The organism is Blautia sp. NSJ-140 (genome assembly GCF_022868965.1).
GTDB lineage: Bacteria > Bacillota > Clostridia > Lachnospirales > Lachnospiraceae > Blautia_A.
The window spans coordinates 172,373-189,618 of sequence record NZ_JALIFS010000006.1; the positions used below are offsets into that span (position 1 = coordinate 172,373).

The following is a 17,246-nucleotide window of genomic DNA, read 5'->3' on the forward strand; positions in this document are numbered from 1 at the left end:
CCTTTTCGTAGTTCTGATCTTTATCCTTAAGGTTTATGCAATTCCAAGAAGAGAGAGAATGATGCTCAGGATGATAACACCGATGATCAGAACTGTGATGCTGATATTTTTCTTTTTCAGCAGATAATAGCAAAGAAGAGTCAGTCCAAGAGGAACGATGCCGACAAAAATCTGGTCCAGCATGTTCTGGAGGTTCAGAACAGATTCCCCCTTCATGGTAAGCTCATAAGTAGAATTAAAGGTTACCATGCTTGCAGTCATGCCGCCGACCATGATCAGGCCTACAATGCTGGCAGCCTTTGTCAGGATGTTCATAAGACCGCTTGCATAAACCTTCTGGATGTATTCGGAACCAAGCTTGTATCCCAGGAAGGTTCCGTAATATTTCACAAGAATAGACGGAATATTGAAAAGAAGCAGGAACACGATCGGTGCCAGAACGTTTCCGGATGCACCAAGACCTACTGCGATCCCGGCCGCGATCACACGGAGAACGCCCCAGAAAATGGAATCACCGATGCCGGCCAGAGGTCCCATCAGAGAGGATTTGACTGCATTGATAGAGCTTGCATCAAAATCCTTCTGCTCGCTGTTTTTCTTCTCCATGGAAGCTACAAGACCCATAATGAAAGTGGAACAGGTGATGGTTGTATTGAAATAGGACATACTTCTTGTGAGGGCTGCTTTTTTGCCCTCCTCATCGTTTTTGTAAAATTTGTTGATAAACGGCATCAGGGAATAGCAGAAACCAGAAGCTCCCTGTTTTGCCGGGCTTACTGCCGCATACAGAGTGAAGGAACGCCAGAATGCTTTTCTCAGCATTTTTCTTTCATCTGCAGGAATGGATTTCGTTAAATTACTCATGAGAAAAATTCCTCCTCTTCTTCATCAAGATATTCGTCAGAACCACCGGCCGGTGAAGCTGTCACTCTCTGCGCCGCAAGCTGGTTCAGCTTGTAATCATTCATACCAATAGAAATGGCAATGATCACACCGATCACGGCAAGAGCGATCAGCGGAAGCTTTAAGTATGCTGCAAGGACAAAGCCCAGGAAATAAAACATACAGATCTTGTTATCCCAGAGCATCTTCATCAACATTGCCATACCTACTGCCGGAAGAAGTCCGCCGCAAACTGTCAGACCATTCATAACAACATCCGGGATGGCATCCAGAAGTGCACTGACTGCATCAGATCCGAACAGGATCCCGAAAAATGCGAACAGGGAATATAAAAACCAGTTTACAGTCCAGAGCCCATAGTGAAGAGCAACAATCTGTTTTTCTTTTCCTTCTGCCGCCAGACGGTCGAAGGTTTTTGCAAACATACCTACAATAAAAATGTAGAGAACGGTCTTGATCTGAAGACCAAGGATACCGATTGGAAGTGCAAGTGTCAGGGCAACCTCAGAGCCTTTGCCAAGCATGATGGCAAAGGCAGTTCCTACAGCTGTGGCAATTCCGGGTTCTGCTGCAGAAGCTCCGCCGATATTTACAACTCCCATGAATACAGCTTCCAATGAAGCTCCGATGATAACTCCTGTGTGAAGATCTCCAAGGAACAGACCTACCAGTGGCCCGATGACGATCGGACGGTTCAGCATGGTAAATCCGACCAGCTCTGCACCGCCGACACAGATAAATACGGCAAGTGCTACAAGAAATGCGTTTAACATTTTTTCTTTCCTCCCTTTTTTGTGCTACGTTTTATTTATTCAGTGGATGTCAGTCAAGCTTGTCCAGTATAACCTTCACAAGCTTCTGCTCATCATTGGGTACCTGCTGCATACAGGCCTTCGGATCAAGAGCCACCAGCTCTTTCAGTGCCTGCTGTTCTGCTTTTGTCAGCATGATAGTCGGGGTCAGGACAAGCTTCTCGGAAACATCGATCCCATCAAAACGTCCCGTATTTCCTACATTGAGGAATCCGATCTCACCAACACTTTGTCTTATCTTCAGAGCATCCTTTACCGTTCTTGTCAGAACCAGAATACGCATCCTGGATGCCTTCGGATTGTTTAAGATACGAATGGCTTCATCCACCGGTTTGATCAGCGATTTGATTCCGCCCGGTACGGCCATTTTCAATGCCATCTTCTGGGTGTTATCGTTAGCTGCCTCGTCGTTAGCTACCACGATTCCCTGTACAGCCAGCTGTTTGGTCCAGGTCATGGCAACCTGTCCGTGGATCAGACGGTCATCTACACGAAGTGCGGTGATCTTTGCTGTGGAATTGTCATAGGACTGGGGAGCCAGAGCTTTTTTCGGTGCGGATTTTTTTGCATCCGATGCAGCACCTTCTGAAGTCTGTGCGTTATTTTCGGTACCCTGTGCAGTATCTTCTTCAGCATTTTTTTCAGATGTGGATTTCTTTCCACCGCCAAAGTCCACTACCTGAAGCTCTTCTCTGGCATCATCGATGAACTCCTGGATCTCCTCCTCTGTCACATCGTCATCTGCCATCATGACCTGCATCAGGACCGGAAGGTTGGTTCCTGTGATCAGCGTAACATTTTCTTTCTGGCTGTATCCCAGAAGCTTCTGATTTACGCTTCCTCCCATCAGATCTGTGAAAACGAAAATCCTGTCGTTTTCATGCTGTGCGAAATATTCTTCAAACTTTTTCTCCACATTGTCTTCCGGTGTCACATAAGCGTCGATGGTTGTGATCTCATCCATTTTTCCAACGATCAGCTCTGCTGTATAACGAATGCCGGAGGCCATTTTTCCATGTGTGGCGATCAGAATCTGTTTCATCTGGTATTCACTCCTTCTGTACTCTTTCCCTTTGGTTATGTACCTAACCTTTATATTCACACTATAGCATCAAAGTTAGACTATGTAAATAGGTTATGTACATAACCTATCATTGTAACAAGTTCAAAATCATGGTTTTGTGCAGGTTTCACATAGAACAGCAAATGCTTATTATCCACATCTTCAGCACGAACCTACACAGGATAACTCTTTTACGATTTCAGGTAAATTTACAAAAAGCCGAAAATACTCTGACTGTCAGACACTGACAGTTCCCGTATATTTCGGCTTTTGATATCTTTATATCTCAGATTCTCTGTACTCTTACTATATTGAAAGTCCCGATTTTCTATTTTTCACAGTTCTACAGTGACTTCTCGTATCTACCCCCTGATCAGATCGGGTACATTCTCTGCAGACTTACTTTTCTTCATGCTGCGGCTGTACAGATCTCCTGGGGATCAGCGTGACCGGAAGCATGATCTCATTTTCACGCTCTTTTTCCACTCCATTGATCCGTTCCATCAGAATTTCCACTGCAAGAGATGCCTTCTGCTCCACATTCTGGCTGATAGTAGTCAGACGAGGCACGGAAAATTCCGCATAGCTGATGTTATCGTATCCTGCAATTCCGATCTCCTCCGGAATCTTTACTCCACGACTGCTGAAAAAGCTGATAGCCTCCAATGCATAGAGGTCCGACAGGAAAAACAGTGCGGCCTTTGGTTTTTTCCGCTGGAGCAGCCACGCATAGCTTTCTTTTCGTTTGGCGTAGTTCATTCCAAGAGCAGTAAACTGCACCTTCTGCTTTTTCTTTGCAAAATCCTTCGCCGCCCGCTGAGCGCCCATGTAACGAAGATGATCCACACCATTATCACGGCCTGCGCAAACCTGGATATGCTCATAGCCGCATTCCAGAAGATATTTTGCCATAAGATAGCCACCACTTTCGTCGTCCAGTCCGATATTCAGGACATGGTTTTCCTGGCCTGCATCAAGCTCACCGTATGCATCAATGGAAACGATCGGTTTGTTGATCAGCTGATATATCTTTTCGCAGTTGCTTTTGCTGAAGGAAATGGCAATAACACCATCTACATCCCAGCCCATGACCATCTGGAATATCTTATCTGTATCCTTTGCGGAATACAGCATCAGATAATATCCCAGTTCCTGCACATATTTCTCGATAAAACCGATGATCTTTCCATAAAAAGGATCTCCGATGATAGAATCCTTGAAGTCTTTATGATAATTGATCACAACTGCGATCAGCTGGGATTTTTCTTTATTCAGAACTCTCAGTCCCATTTTCTGGACATATCCCATTTCACGGATAAGATTCTCGATCTTCTGAATATTGGCAGGAGATACTTTTTTTGTTTTTCCATGTATGACGTTGGAAACAGTTGTTGTACTCACGCCTGCTCTTTGCGCGATTTCCTTAATCGTTGCCATTATCTTTCCTCCAGAGATATTTCTGTGCGGAAGCCACTGCATTGGCTCCGTCTGAAACAGCAGTTACTATCTGGCGAAGTGCCTTGGTACGAATATCCCCCGCTGTAAAAACCCCTGGTGCGCTGGTAACACCCTCTTCTCCTGCACAGATATATCCATTTTCATCCAGCTTGAGCTGGTCCTTTACAAGTGTCGTATTAGGAACGATTCCCACAGCAATGAAAACACCATCTGCGGTCAGTTCCCTCTCTTCTTTTGTTTTTATATTACGGATTCTAAGACCGGTCACTTCGTCCTGTCCCAGGATCTCAAGGGGAACACTGTCCCACACCATTTCTATATTCTCACAGGCAAAGACCTTCTCCTGAAGTGCCTTATCTGCTCGAAGCGCATCACGGCGATGAACAAGATATACCCTTTCACAGAGGCCGGAAAGGAAAACTGCATCCTCTGCTGCCACGTTTCCTCCTCCCACTACCACTGCGGTCCGATCCTTATAAAAAGCTCCGTCACAGGTAGCACAGTAGGAAACACCAAGGCCGCTCAGATCATCCTCTCCCGGGATATCCAGCTTCCGGTGCTCTGCCCCAAATGCAAGGATCAAAGCTTTCGCCTGATATTCATGCTTTTTTGTGCGAATCGTCTTGATCTCCCCGGAAATATTTTCCAGGGAAAGGATCTTCTCTCTCTGCGGTTCCAATCCCAGCTTCCGGGCATGCTCCCCGAAGGCTTCTCCGATATCCATGCCCGATATCCCCGGCATTCCCGGATAATTATCCACCTCATAGGTAGCTGTGACCTGGCCGCCCGGTGCAAAGTTTTTATCGATCCATATGGTATTTAACCTGGCCCTGGACGCATAGATCGCCGCCGTGATCCCTGCCGGACCTCCGCCTAAAATTGCAAGATCATAAATATCACTCATGTTATTTCTCCATTTTTGTATATTTCCGCTCACATAATATCATAGATTCCGTAATTTTCCAATATGATAGAACAAAGCGCCACTCTGAAAGGACGTTACTGTTTGCTTCGAGACCATCAGCACTCTCCACATGGCATATGTCTGTAAACAGTAACGAAAGACTGTCGTATGTCTCTTAAAATCAGGAAAAATAAATCTCCTATTTTCATCACTCTGCTTCTTATCCTGGCACTTCTCACCGGCCTTACTGCCGGTTATTTTTCCGCTCACGGGATCACAGAAAACGGAAAATTCGAAGCTTTTTCCGGAAAAGTTTTTCAAAATGAAGTTTCCGGCAGCACCCTTACCCTCCATTATACCCTGGCACATCCGGAAAAACAGGGCATCCGGCGAAAAAAAGCTTCTCTTGGCACTATTCCCACAAATATGAAAAATACATACCAGATCTGCAGCCAGTACGAAAAAAAACTGAAATCCTTCCGCTACAGCCGCCTTTCCACGGAAAATCAACTGACACTGGACTCCATGCTCCTCTATTACCACACAGAAAAATCACTGGGTGACAATTATCTGCTTCAGGAACCCCTTGGTCCAAGTCTTGGTATTCAGGCTCAGCTTCCGGTGCTTCTGGCGGAATATGCCTTTTATGAAGAACGTGATATCACCGACTATCTCACTCTTCTCACCACCATCCGCCCATACTTTCGGAGTATCCTGGAATTTGAGAAAAAGAAATCCGAAGCTGGTTTTTTTATGAGTGATACCACACTGGACCGGATCCTGGCACAATGCAGTTCTTTTATCCGAAACCCCGACAACAGCTATATGCTGAATATCTTTCAGAAAAAACTCTCCGAATACGGAAAGCTTTCCGTGTCAGAGCAGAACGCTCTGATCCTGACCCACCAAAATCTTATGAAAACAGAAGTCATCCCAGCCTATCAGGAACTTATGACCGGTCTGGAAGCTTTGCGTGGCACAGGAAAAAACACTCGTGGCCTGACTTATTTCAAGGGAGGAAAAGCCTACTATCTCTATCTTCTTCAGAGTCAGACCGGCTCTTACGTTCCTGTAAAGCAAATGGAAAAACGACTCTCCAGACAGCTTTCCGACGAGATCGGCATCGCAGGAACCATGCTTCGACAAAGCCCGGAGCTTCTGACTACTCTCAGCCGGGGAATCACTTTCAGAAAAATGAAGCCTGCCCGGATGCTGAATGCCTTGCAGCAGAAGATCCAAACAGACTTCCCACCTCTCACAGATGTCACCTTTGAGCTCCGCACAGTCCACGATTCCATGAAAGAATATCTAAGCCCCGCCTTTTATCTCACTCCACCTATGGATACCGGAACCCCCAATGTGATCTACATAAATCCGGCTGCCAGTTACCAGGGTCTGGAGCTTTTTACCACACTGGCACATGAAGGATTCCCGGGGCATCTTTACCAGACTGTCACCTTCCAGCGCCAAAAATCCTCCAACATCCGAAATCTTCTCTGCACCTCCGGCTTTGCGGAAGGATGGGCCACCTACATTGAACCCTATGCCTACCAGTACGCCGCCGATTATATTCAGGATCCTTCTGCCACAGAGCTTGCCAGGATCTCCTGGCTGAACCGAAGCATCAATTTATGCATGTACTCCCTTCTGGACATTGAGATTCATTACAACGGCTGGACTCAGGCCGAAGCTTCCAGCTTTCTGAAAGCCTTTGGCATCGAAGACAGCGCCGTTGTCTCCGAGATCTACCAGTATATCCTGGAAACCCCGGGAAATTATCTGAAATACTACTGGGGCTACTTAAGCCTTCTGGACTTACGCACTTCCGAACAGAACCGCCTTGGCCAGGACTTTGATCTGAAAGCTTTCCACAGCCAGGTACTGAAGATTGGTGGTGTACAGTTCCCTGTGCTGGAGAAGTATATTGATGCGGAATTGAATTCCATTTTTTATTCCAGCCCGGCAAAAAACAATTCATAAAAATCATCCTCACCCTCAAGCATCGGAGAATTCTCTCCACCACCATTGGTACTCCTCTTCATCGCTGCATAAAATTCCTCACCAGCTGCGATCAGATCCATCTCATAAACCGGAACCCCAAGCTCCCGGCACTTCTTACAGAAAGCAGCCAGCGGCTCTTTCTCCCTGCGGGTAGCAAGCAACATCTCCCGAAGCGCCGGGTCCCTGCGGGCCTTTTCCTTCAGATTATCAAGCATCTCCACAACTTCCATCAAACTCAATCCCCCTTCACACAGCTTCTGAACAGCAAATCCAGTTCCGGAATCTCCTTTTTCAGAGAAATCAGCTCCCCATTCCTGGTAAAACAATGCTTCGAGGAAGCCTCTGTACAAACCTCACTTCTGGTCACATTAAAAAAATCATAAGCCAGCTCCAGAACCACACCACTGTACTTCTTCACCGAAACTGAAATCTCCACTACATCATCAAAAAGCACCGGCTTCTTATAAGAAACCGAAACCCCTGCAACCGGAGAAACAATTCCCCGCTTCTCCACCTCACCATAACCAAAACCCAACTCCTTCATGAAATCGATACGGGCCTCTTCCATCCATTTCACATAATTGGAATGATGGATGATCCCCATCTGATCCGTCTCATGATACTGTGCCTTACGCCTGTAAACACCCATGTCTGTATCCTCTCTTCTGTAAAAATCTGACATTTGCCACCAGTGACAAAATATCCTCTTTATTTCTCACAAACCATACTCTTTATACAACTCCCTGCAAGCCTCCGCACTGTCTATTATTCTCCCAGCTCAAGCAAGCGTTCCGATTCCAACTGTAAAACCTTTCCACCCATAACTTCATCTACTCCATCATCGTCCGAAAAACATCATCAAATATAGTATTATTGGTCATTAACACTCCTACTGATATATAAATTATACCACACAAAGAAAACATAAAAACCACATAAAACGTATTTTCATAACCTTCACAGTAACAAAAAACGGAAAACGCTTCAGAACCCGAAGCTCCAAGAATGTCCATACAGACAAAAGATCTTATAAGATATACCAACCATACCATGCACCAGAGAAAAAATCACACAAAACCCATCCAAAAATTCCACCACAATTCGACACACTCCCAGCCGACAGCGAAGCGCCTCGGCCCACCCCCTTCCCATCAAACCACAAAGAAACTCAGCCTTTCCTCCACGCCGTCCAGCGCAGCGCTGACGGCTCATCCAATTCCCGTGAACCCACTCAGCCTCACACTTTAAATCAAACTCCCGAGCAGCCACCCTAACCCTACCGCCCTGAACCTCACAGCCCGAGCCGGGGATGCTGCCTGGTCTGCCTCTGCAGGAGGGGAGCTGATTCTTGGCTGGCCCCCGACGAAGCCGCAGACCAGGCAGCATCCCCGGCTCAGGCGTACGTTCAATCCCCACCCCCTCTTCCCACCAAAATAAAAATCTGCTATAATACAACCACACAACAAAAAATCAAACAACAAAGTGGCATTCACATTCCACTACACCAAACACTCATGAATGCAATCACCAATCAATCGCATTCAGAATCCAAAGAAAGACAAGGTAAAACATAAATGAAATTTCCACCCAACATCAACATCCCCGACTCCCTCAAAGGAGTCTTCAAAAAAAGCTCCACCCCGGATCCCCTCAGAGAACCCCGGCGCAACCCCAAGGACAACATTCCCCTGAACTTCCGCGAACGCAGCAATGCCCGCGTAAGTCTTATGGCATCCGTCATCGTCCTTGCGATCCTGGTCCTCTTCTTCAATCAGCTGGACTACCGCCTCATCCGCAAACCAGCCATAGACGCACAGAAAAAAGCCGCGGCAGCCAAAGCCAAAGCCGATCAGGAAGCAGCCGACACCACTGCCGAAACTACCACTGCCTCCGTCATCGCAGTAGGCGACAACCTCTATCACCAGAGTCTCATCGACGCAGGCGCATCCTCTGACGGCAACTGGAACTACGACAAGATCTACACCCACATCCAGGACGCCATCAAGGACGCAGACATCAAAATGATCGATCAGGAAACCGTCTTCACAACCGACCATGACAGCGTAAGCTCCTACCCATCCTTTGCAACACCCACAGAAGTAGGAGACGCCATTATAAAAGCCGGATTCAACGTAGTAGAATCCGCCAACAACCACATTGATGACTTCGGAGAGGGCTTCCTCACAGACACACTGAACTTCTGGAAAACCAAATATCCGGATGTCACACTTCTGGGAATCCACGATTCCCAGGAAGATGCCGACACCGTAAAGATCCGCGAAATAAACGGTATCAAGATTGCATTTCTGGATTACACCTACGGTACAAACGTAGGCGGCATTGAAGGAAAAGACTACATGATCGACATGATCCGCAAAGACAAGATCACAGCCATGATCCAGAAAGCAAAAAAGCAGGCCGACTGTATCATCTTTGTAGCACACTGGGGTACCGAAGGCGAAACCATGCCAAACGAATATGAAAAACAATGGGCAGCCTACCTTATGGAGCAAGGCGTAAATGTCATAATCGGCGGACATCCACATGTACTCCAACCATATGGCCGTCTTACTGATGACAAAGGCAATGAAACTGTAGTCTTCTACTCTCTGGGAAATTTCGTATCCACCCAACAGAAGCTGGAAGAACTTCTCGGCGGAATGGCAAAATTCACCATTCAGAAAACCGTACAGAACGGCAAGACCTCAATTGAGATCCTGACTCCTACAGTGGAACCTCTGGTCATGCATTACAACAGCGATGCCGGTGAATTCGGACCATATATGCTTTCCGATTACACAGAAGAACTTGCATCTCAGAACGGTGTACAGTCATACATTGGTTCCGGTGTATTCACTCTTGACAATCTGAAAAAGAAGTTCAACGAGATCATGTCCATGAATGTCACTCCATCCACAGGAACCAACCTCCTGGATGTGACCATTGACACAGACCTGAACATGATCGATGCATCCGGAAATATCGTAGAAGATACCGACTCCATCACAGCAGAAAAATATTACGCAGATAAAGGCATTGACATCACTTCCGAAGACTTTAACTCTGCTGATAATAACTCAGGCAGCACAGACGACTCCTCGGATGACGGTTCCTACGATGATGGTTCCTATGATGACGGTTCCTACGATGATGGTTCCTATGATGATGGTTCCTACGATGACGGTTCCTACGATGACGGTTCCTACGATGATGGTTCTTACGATGATAGCGAAGAATAGTGATAACCTTTCGTGACCAGTCTATACCCTGATTCATAAAATACCGGAGATCCGGCACCTCTGAAGTGAACACTTCAAAGGCACACAGATCTCCGGTATTTTTATTTTATCTTTTATATTTTCTTTCAAAGATTTCACTATACAGAATATCAGTATGTAAATATACCAACTCCATAAGCTTCCAACGGATATGCAAAAGAAAATTCCCGGTTATCACAATTTTTCTTTTCGGCTTTAAATACCTTGCCCTTCGGAAGAAGCCCCTGCTCATCCATGATCAGTTTGTACTGTTTTTTCTTCGGAACGCCTACACGGTAATCCGGACGTGCTACCGGTGTAAAGTTGCATACTACCAGAATATTATTACGTCTTGTAGGAGATTTTCTCACAAAGCTGAAGATACTTCTGTCACCATCGTTGGCATTGATCCACTCAAATGCAGATGGATCATTATCTGCACCGTAAAGTGCCGGATATTTGCGGTAGATATGCAGAAGATCACTGACATACTGCTGCAGCTTCTGATGATTTTCCTCGCCAAGAAGATACCAGTCAAGCTCTCTGGCCTCACTCCACTCACGCAGCTGTCCGAAATCCTGTCCCATAAACAGAAGCTTCTTACCCGGATGCCCGAACATAAAAGTATATCCGGCCTTCAGGTTCTTAAATTTATCATCCAGCTCCCCAGGCATCTTCTCCAGCATAGAACACTTCAGATGTACTACCTCATCGTGAGACAGAACCAGAACATATTTCTCACTGTATGCATAAGTCATAGAAAATGTCATCTTATTATGATTAAATTTACGGAAATATGGATCCAGCTTCATGTATTCCAGGAAGTCGTTCATCCAGCCCATATTCCACTTCAGGGAGAATCCAAGCCCGTCGTCTTCTGCCTTGCCTGTTACCATCGGCCATGCGGTAGATTCCTCTGCGATCATGACAGTTCCATGATTTCTTCCGAGAACAACGGTATTCAGATGCTTAAAAAATTCAATAGCCTCCAGATTCTTGTTTCCGCCGTATTTATTGGCGACCCACTCACCGTCTTTCTTACCGTAATCCAGGTAGAGCATGGATGCAACCGCATCTACACGAAGACCATCAACGTGGCATTCCTCTACCCAGTAAAGAGCATTTGCGATCAGGAAGTTCTTCACCTCCGGACGTCCGTAATTGTAGATCTTGGTTCCCCAGTCCGGATGCTCACCCTGTCTCGGATCTGCATGCTCATATACAGCAGTTCCGTCAAAGTTAGCCAGTCCGTGTGCATCCTTCGGAAAATGTGCCGGTACCCAGTCAAGAATGATACCGATCTTCTGACGATGGAGATAATCCACCAGATATTTGAAATCCTGCGGTGTTCCGTAACGGGAAGTCGGTGCGTAATAGCCGGTTACCTGATAGCCCCAGGAACCGTCAAAAGGATGCTCTGCGATACCCATAAGCTCCACATGGGTGTATCCCATTTTTTTGACATACTGGGCAAGCTTCGGCGCCAGTTCTCTGTAGGAATAGAAACCATCCTCATCCTCTGCTGTCTGCGGATGCTTCATCCAGGAACCCGGATGCACCTCATAGATTGACATGGCACTTGTGTCCGGATCAAAGTTCTCACGATTTTTCATCCAGGTATCATCTTTCCATTTGTAGTTGGTGATATCTGTAATACGAGAGGCTGTTCCGGGACGCATTTCAGCGGCATTGGCATATGGATCTGCCTTGTAAAGTTCCTCACCATGTGCACCTGTAATGTAAAATTTATACAGCTGTCCGATCTTTGCTCCCGGTACAAATGTCTCATAAACGCCAATGGGTCCAACTTTTTTCATGGGATTCTTCTCCGTATCCCATTCGTTGAATTCACCTATAACAGAAACCGCCTGTGCATTAGGTGCCCACACTGCAAAATAAACCCCTTTTTTCCGATTCTGCGTGTCTGGATGTGCTCCCAGCTTCCTGTAAATATCATAATTCGTGCCCTGACCGAACAGATACTGGTCAAGCTCCGTAAATTGTAATTTCTTTCCCATTTTCAGGTACCTCCCTTTATAGTTCTGCCACCGTCCATTCCCCAATTTTAAGTGGAATTTTTTATTCTATAATTATACCAATCCCTATATTTTCAGTCAAGGAAAAACCCTCTCCGGCTAATATGTGTCTATTATCCGACAGTGTCAGATAAAGTCAAAAAAGAGACCTGAATGACGCACATCTTGTCATTCAGGTCTCTCCTGTTATTTTTTAATATTCTCCGCTTCCATCGTCATAGGAACCGTCATCATAGCTTCCATCATCGGAAGATCCATCAGAATAATCACTTTCGTCAGAGCCATCGGAGTAGTCATCTTCGTTGGAAGATCCGTCACTGACATCAGATCCGTCAGAAGAATCGCTTCCATCGGAGCTATCATCAGAGGAATCCTCTGAATCGCTGGAATTTCCTGCATATCCTGCAACACGACCAGCCTGAAGAGAGCTGTCCCAGAAGTCAGAATAGGAAGCACTCTGTAACGTAACATCCTTCGCTTCTGCAAGCTCGCTGACTGTTACAAGCTTATATCCCTGGTCGATCAGTGCCGGGATCAGCTTCTCTGTGGCACACTTCACAGATGGTTCATGAATATCATGCATCAGGATGACGGAACCATCTCCCAAAGAAGAATCATTCATGATCTGATTATAATCTGCATCCGCATCCATCAGCTTCCAGTCCAGAGAATCTGTAGACCACATGAAGAAAGGCTTGCCAACTGCACTTATCTGCTCATCTGTGATCGCGCCATACGGTGCACGACATACAGTTGATGCCTGCCCACAGGCTTTTACCAGTGCATCATCGGTCTTCTGGAACTCCTGCAAAACAGAATCAAGGTCCATATTCGGCAGCGTCTGTTCCGGATGATCCCAAGTATGGTTACCGATCTCGCAGCCAAGCTTTACCATTCGCTGTATGGTAGATTCACGGCCCTCCATATTCTGTCCCAGCATAAAGAACGTAACATGGATATTGTATTTCTCAACAGTATCAAGAAGTGTCTCTGTATACTCTCCAGGACCATCATCAAAGGTCAGAGCGATCATCGGGCGCTTCTTGGAAGGATCATAAGAACCATCCTCATTAAAATAATAATCCTTCACACCTTTTTCCACCCATCCGGTCTGCATGTATCCCTTTTTATCAAAGCTGTATGTTGTTCCGTCAATATCCGCAAAACCATTTACATAATATGTACCATCCGGATTCTGATACCACTTTCCTGTGGAATCCTCATGCCATCCCGGAGTCATAACAGAAAGCCTTTCACCCGCTTCACTGCCCTTTACCGGCATCACCGTTGCATCCGTACTGGAATCCGCGCTGTCTGTATCCGAAGCAGCCGTATCCGTCGATGCCGTACCGTCCTTCGTACTGCTGTCTGTGGAAGCTCCGGCGGTATTTGCCTGGACATTTACTGTCTCCGCATCTTTATTGTTTCCGCCGCCTGCATGGTTGACGATGGGAAGAATTACCCCTCGAACAACAAAAACCAACAGAAGAATCGCCGCAACTACACAGGTTATCCGCTTCATCATCCGCCGCCGTCTTAACTGCTGCTGTTTTCTGCGCATCCTCTCACGCAAAACTCTTTTGTCCATTTTATACATCCCCGTTTATATACTTATATCTTTCTTTGATATTTAACGTCTGTCTTTAATCATACCGCATTTAATGCTTAAATACAATGGGAATTCCCGAAAGAATCTCTTAATTTATTACTGTTCACTCCGTTCTCAGTAACACACCTCGCGGAATATTACCAGTGAACGGTAACCTTAATTTTCCCCTGTCCTTTTGTAAAAAAATGGCACCCGGAACATATTCCGGGCACCACACTCTTTTAGCTGCTGATACTGTCAGATCACTCCTGACCCGCTGCATTCTGATCCGCCTCGCCGTCTTCCGGCACCATATCTGTAGCCTCTGCCGCTTCCAGCTCTTCATCCACGGTACCTTCCGCACTGCTTCCGTCCGAGGAAGGATCATCTCCGTTTACTCCCTGGGTATCACCGGCAGAAACCTTCTCCTCAACCGTTGCATTGTCCAGGATAAAATCTTCCACTCTGAGAAGTCCGATGGATTCATCCACTGCTGCCTGTCCGTATTTATCTACCAACGCAGCCAGATCCTTCACACTGTATGCTTTGATCAGTTCATCCTGGATACTGAGAGATTTTTTATCTTCAAGTGTCATATTCTCCGCATCCATGATCCCCTGTACGATCAGATTCTGCTTTACTTTAAACTCCGCATACTGACCGCTCTGCTCCTCAAAATCATCCATGGAGATTCCCTGAGCTTTTACAAAATCCTCCAGCGTCATAGCACCCTGTTTTGCATAATTCTCATACAGACTGCGAAACTCCGTCTTTGCCGTATCCAGATCCTCCTGTGGATATTCCTTCACTTCAGATGCTGATAGCACTGTGTTCCATGCAGTTTCACGCAATGTGTTCTGTGCACTTGTCTTCGCTTCATCCTCCAGTGTAGTGCGGATTTCCTTCTTGTAATCATCCACACTCTTGCAGTCTGTATTCTTGGCTACCCAGGTATCTGTAAGCTCCGGTGCACGCTTAAAGCTCTGCAGCGTGACCTTAAATACCACTTCCTGTCCGGCCAGTTCTTCCGAAGAGTATTCCTCCGGGAAAGTCAGATCGAGATCCTTGGTCTCACCTTTTTTCATTCCGATGATCCCGTCCTCAAATCCGTCGATAAACGTTCCGGAGCCTATGGTCAGCTCATAATTATTTGCAGTACCGCCGTCAAAAGCCACACCGTCCTTGGTTCCCACATAATTGATGGTAACTACGTCTCCGTTCTGAACGCTGCCTTCCGTTACTTCCTCAGCCTTGTTCTGCAGTTCCTCCTTGATCCTTCCGTCAACCATATCATCGGTTACAGCTTCTACCGTATTATCAAGAGTCAGCCCCTTATATTCTCCGATAGTCACATATTTGCTCACATCATCCACGGAAACAAGCCTTGTGTCTCCGGAGGCTGCCTCTTCGCTGTCTTTATTGGAATCCGTTTCTTCTGACTCTTTGGAATCTGCAGATCCGGAATCTTCTTTATCTGTTGTATCCTGCGCTTCTGCTGCAGGTTTTTTGTCATCTTTCTGGTCTGTTGATGTGCCACATGCAGTGATCGCCAGTGCCGCACACAGTGCAAGAACCATGAGATATGCTTTTTTCTTCATAACCTACTCCCTTCATCAAGTACTGTCGGTTCGATTATAATCTTTTTTTATACAGATTTGTAAAGTGTGTTTGCTGTCTTACATTTCCGGTACCGGTGTCGGTCTGGAAGAATCCCACACCTCCGATACATCAAACAGGTCACTGAGCATATCCGGATTGTAATACATTCTGTATCCATCCAGATTCCGTCTTCCCTGACGGAAATATTCACTTGTGATCTGCACAAAATACTGACTGGAATCTACATTGCAGAAATAGCGGTAGCCACGGCTTTTGTAATACTCATACTTCTCATTATCCGAGGTGTATCCTTCCCAGTCGCCGATATCCGCACCAAAAGCAAAAATGATCATATCGGTTTTTCCGAGGATGGGTGCCACATATTTTTCCCATTTTTTATTATCGGTCTTCAACTCCGCTGCTGTGGAGCTTGTGGCGTTTCTGTGGCCCCAGGTATGGCTTGCAAATTCCCAGCCGTCCTTTTTCATGGCCTTCGCCACTTTTTTGGCTGCTTTTACTTCTTTATCATAGTCAAAATCCGGATTGGCCTTGAGAAACGCCTTCTGGTCATCCTGAAGATTCTTCTTAGTCTTGTATGCCCCGTCTGTACGGTAGCCCAGAACACCATTATAACCGGTCATTGCCAGGATACCCTTTCTTCCATGATAGGAAAAATCCGGATGTTCTTTGATAAAGGAATCCAGGATCGGCACCACATCGTAATCTCCGGTCACAACTGTACCGTCTGCCTTCTTATACTCGCATTTGATATCTCCGTTGTCGTCGATCACCAGCTTTGTGGCAAATCCGTCTCCGTCCATATAATGATAGTAGCTGACATCATCCTCTGAAAGAACAAAAGGGATCTTGCCTTCCGGCAGCATGATCTTTCCTTTGCTCATGGTTCCGTCATCATTGATCACAGCCATATCATGAGGACTCACCAGTACGTAACCCTTATCATACATGATCTGGATCATTTTTTTGAATTCGCTGACTGTGGTCATCATCTGATTATATCCGGCCTCATCGGAATCTCCGTCAAAGGCCAGTGAGGTATTCACGATCAGGGAATGAAAAAATACATGAGTGATATTTTCAAGTGGATATTCCACACAGGCATCTCTTTTTTTCATGTAGGCTGCTGCTGCTTCCTGCATCTTGTCACTGGTGGCAAATTTCCAGTTATTTTTCAGCACGGAGATCGCGCCGGTGTAATCATACTGCTGTGCCAGTTTTTTGGCTTTTCTGAGAAGTGTTTTTTCGTCTGAGGAAGTACTGTCGGAGCTGTTCTCGGCAGCTTCCCTTTTCTGTGTTTCTTTTTCTGCCTTTTTTTCTTCCTTCGGTGTCTCGGTAGCTGCCGGCTGGTCCTCCGGATCCGCTGCTACTTTGGCTTCTTCGGACTGTTCTTCTTCGGCTTCTGCTTCCGCTTCCGCTTCATCAGACTGTGTATCCTCGTCGTCCTGTGTCCCGGAGATCATATTGTCCACCTGAACAGTGACCGGATGGTTTCCGCCCACAAGAAGTGACGCCGCAAGTACTGTTGTCAGTACACCTGCAATTTTTTTCTTCATGATAATATATATGCCCCTTTCTAAAAGTCCCCTCGTATCTCCGGATATGAC

The 17,246-nt window shown here is 46.2% G+C and carries 13 protein-coding genes; 2 read left to right on the forward strand and 11 right to left on the reverse strand.

The window, feature by feature from the left end:
• Positions 1-33: 33 nt before the first annotated feature.
• From MUB50_RS09165 to trxB, 5 genes are all read right to left on the reverse strand, one after another.
• Positions 34-864: a PTS system mannose/fructose/sorbose family transporter subunit IID gene (locus MUB50_RS09165; protein ID WP_186582204.1), complete on the reverse strand. Its 831-nt coding sequence runs from the start codon at positions 862-864 to the stop codon at positions 34-36.
• The gene (locus tag MUB50_RS09170; protein ID WP_244791058.1) at positions 861-1,676 is read right to left on the reverse strand and encodes a PTS mannose/fructose/sorbose/N-acetylgalactosamine transporter subunit IIC; all 816 of its coding nucleotides are present in this window, start codon (positions 1,674-1,676) and stop codon (positions 861-863) included. Before MUB50_RS09170 ends, MUB50_RS09165 begins: the two co-directional genes overlap by 4 nt.
• A gap of 49 nt (positions 1,677-1,725) precedes the next feature.
• Entirely contained in the window at positions 1,726-2,757 is a 1,032-nt protein-coding gene (locus MUB50_RS09175) for a PTS mannose/fructose/sorbose transporter subunit IIAB (RefSeq protein ID WP_244791060.1), read from the reverse strand.
• A 420-nt stretch (positions 2,758-3,177) separates the two neighbouring features.
• Positions 3,178-4,215: a LacI family DNA-binding transcriptional regulator gene (locus MUB50_RS09180; protein WP_244791062.1), complete on the reverse strand. Its 1,038-nt coding sequence runs from the start codon at positions 4,213-4,215 to the stop codon at positions 3,178-3,180.
• Entirely contained in the window at positions 4,202-5,140 is a 939-nt protein-coding gene (trxB, locus tag MUB50_RS09185) for a thioredoxin-disulfide reductase (protein ID WP_244791064.1), read from the reverse strand. Before trxB ends, MUB50_RS09180 begins: the two co-directional genes overlap by 14 nt.
• A gap of 168 nt (positions 5,141-5,308) precedes the next feature.
• Between trxB and MUB50_RS09190 the strand changes: the two genes are divergently transcribed.
• Positions 5,309-7,120, forward strand: coding sequence for a DUF885 domain-containing protein (locus tag MUB50_RS09190; RefSeq protein WP_244791066.1), 1,812 nt, complete (start codon positions 5,309-5,311; stop codon positions 7,118-7,120).
• Here MUB50_RS09190 and MUB50_RS09195 read toward each other — a convergent pair.
• Positions 7,090-7,371: a hypothetical protein gene (locus MUB50_RS09195; protein ID WP_015525365.1), complete on the reverse strand. Its 282-nt coding sequence runs from the start codon at positions 7,369-7,371 to the stop codon at positions 7,090-7,092. The two genes, MUB50_RS09190 and MUB50_RS09195, sit on opposite strands and share 31 nt — an antisense overlap.
• Before the next feature lie 5 nt (positions 7,372-7,376).
• Positions 7,377-7,790 (reverse strand): acyl-CoA thioesterase, encoded by a 414-nt coding sequence (locus tag MUB50_RS09200; RefSeq protein WP_244791068.1) that lies wholly within the window; start codon positions 7,788-7,790, stop codon positions 7,377-7,379.
• 925 nt (positions 7,791-8,715) lie between these two features.
• Between MUB50_RS09200 and MUB50_RS09205 the strand changes: the two genes are divergently transcribed.
• Entirely contained in the window at positions 8,716-10,380 is a 1,665-nt protein-coding gene (locus tag MUB50_RS09205) for a CapA family protein (protein WP_244791070.1), read from the forward strand.
• Between the two features lie 149 nt (positions 10,381-10,529).
• On the opposite strand, the gene glgB is transcribed toward MUB50_RS09205, so the two are convergent.
• The 4 genes from glgB to MUB50_RS09225 form a co-directional block, all read right to left on the reverse strand.
• Complete coding sequence (gene glgB / locus MUB50_RS09210; protein ID WP_244791072.1) at positions 10,530-12,416, reverse strand: 1,4-alpha-glucan branching protein GlgB; 1,887 nt, start codon at positions 12,414-12,416, stop codon at positions 10,530-10,532.
• Between the two features lie 211 nt (positions 12,417-12,627).
• Positions 12,628-14,022, reverse strand: coding sequence for a polysaccharide deacetylase family protein (locus MUB50_RS09215; RefSeq protein ID WP_244791074.1), 1,395 nt, complete (start codon positions 14,020-14,022; stop codon positions 12,628-12,630).
• A 263-nt stretch (positions 14,023-14,285) separates the two neighbouring features.
• Positions 14,286-15,620: a trigger factor gene (gene tig, locus MUB50_RS09220; protein WP_138276719.1), complete on the reverse strand. Its 1,335-nt coding sequence runs from the start codon at positions 15,618-15,620 to the stop codon at positions 14,286-14,288.
• A gap of 78 nt (positions 15,621-15,698) precedes the next feature.
• Positions 15,699-17,195: a polysaccharide deacetylase family protein gene (locus tag MUB50_RS09225; protein WP_178687682.1), complete on the reverse strand. Its 1,497-nt coding sequence runs from the start codon at positions 17,193-17,195 to the stop codon at positions 15,699-15,701.
• Positions 17,196-17,246 lie beyond the last annotated feature (51 nt).

Coding starts and splice junctions, on each gene's coding strand:
- MUB50_RS09165 (WP_186582204.1), bottom strand. CDS start 864: ATGAGTAATTTAACGAAATCCATTCCTGCAGATGAAAGAAAAATGCTG.
- MUB50_RS09170 (WP_244791058.1), bottom strand. CDS start 1,676: ATGTTAAACGCATTTCTTGTAGCACTTGCCGTATTTATCTGTGTCGGC.
- MUB50_RS09175 (WP_244791060.1), bottom strand. CDS start 2,757: ATGAAACAGATTCTGATCGCCACACATGGAAAAATGGCCTCCGGCATT.
- MUB50_RS09180 (WP_244791062.1), bottom strand. CDS start 4,215: ATGGCAACGATTAAGGAAATCGCGCAAAGAGCAGGCGTGAGTACAACA.
- trxB (WP_244791064.1), bottom strand. CDS start 5,140: ATGAGTGATATTTATGATCTTGCAATTTTAGGCGGAGGTCCGGCAGGG.
- MUB50_RS09190 (WP_244791066.1), top strand. CDS start 5,309: ATGTCTCTTAAAATCAGGAAAAATAAATCTCCTATTTTCATCACTCTG.
- MUB50_RS09195 (WP_015525365.1), bottom strand. CDS start 7,371: ATGGAAGTTGTGGAGATGCTTGATAATCTGAAGGAAAAGGCCCGCAGG.
- MUB50_RS09200 (WP_244791068.1), bottom strand. CDS start 7,790: ATGGGTGTTTACAGGCGTAAGGCACAGTATCATGAGACGGATCAGATG.
- MUB50_RS09205 (WP_244791070.1), top strand. CDS start 8,716: ATGAAATTTCCACCCAACATCAACATCCCCGACTCCCTCAAAGGAGTC.
- glgB (WP_244791072.1), bottom strand. CDS start 12,416: ATGGGAAAGAAATTACAATTTACGGAGCTTGACCAGTATCTGTTCGGT.
- MUB50_RS09215 (WP_244791074.1), bottom strand. CDS start 14,022: ATGGACAAAAGAGTTTTGCGTGAGAGGATGCGCAGAAAACAGCAGCAG.
- tig (WP_138276719.1), bottom strand. CDS start 15,620: ATGAAGAAAAAAGCATATCTCATGGTTCTTGCACTGTGTGCGGCACTG.
- MUB50_RS09225 (WP_178687682.1), bottom strand. CDS start 17,195: ATGAAGAAAAAAATTGCAGGTGTACTGACAACAGTACTTGCGGCGTCA.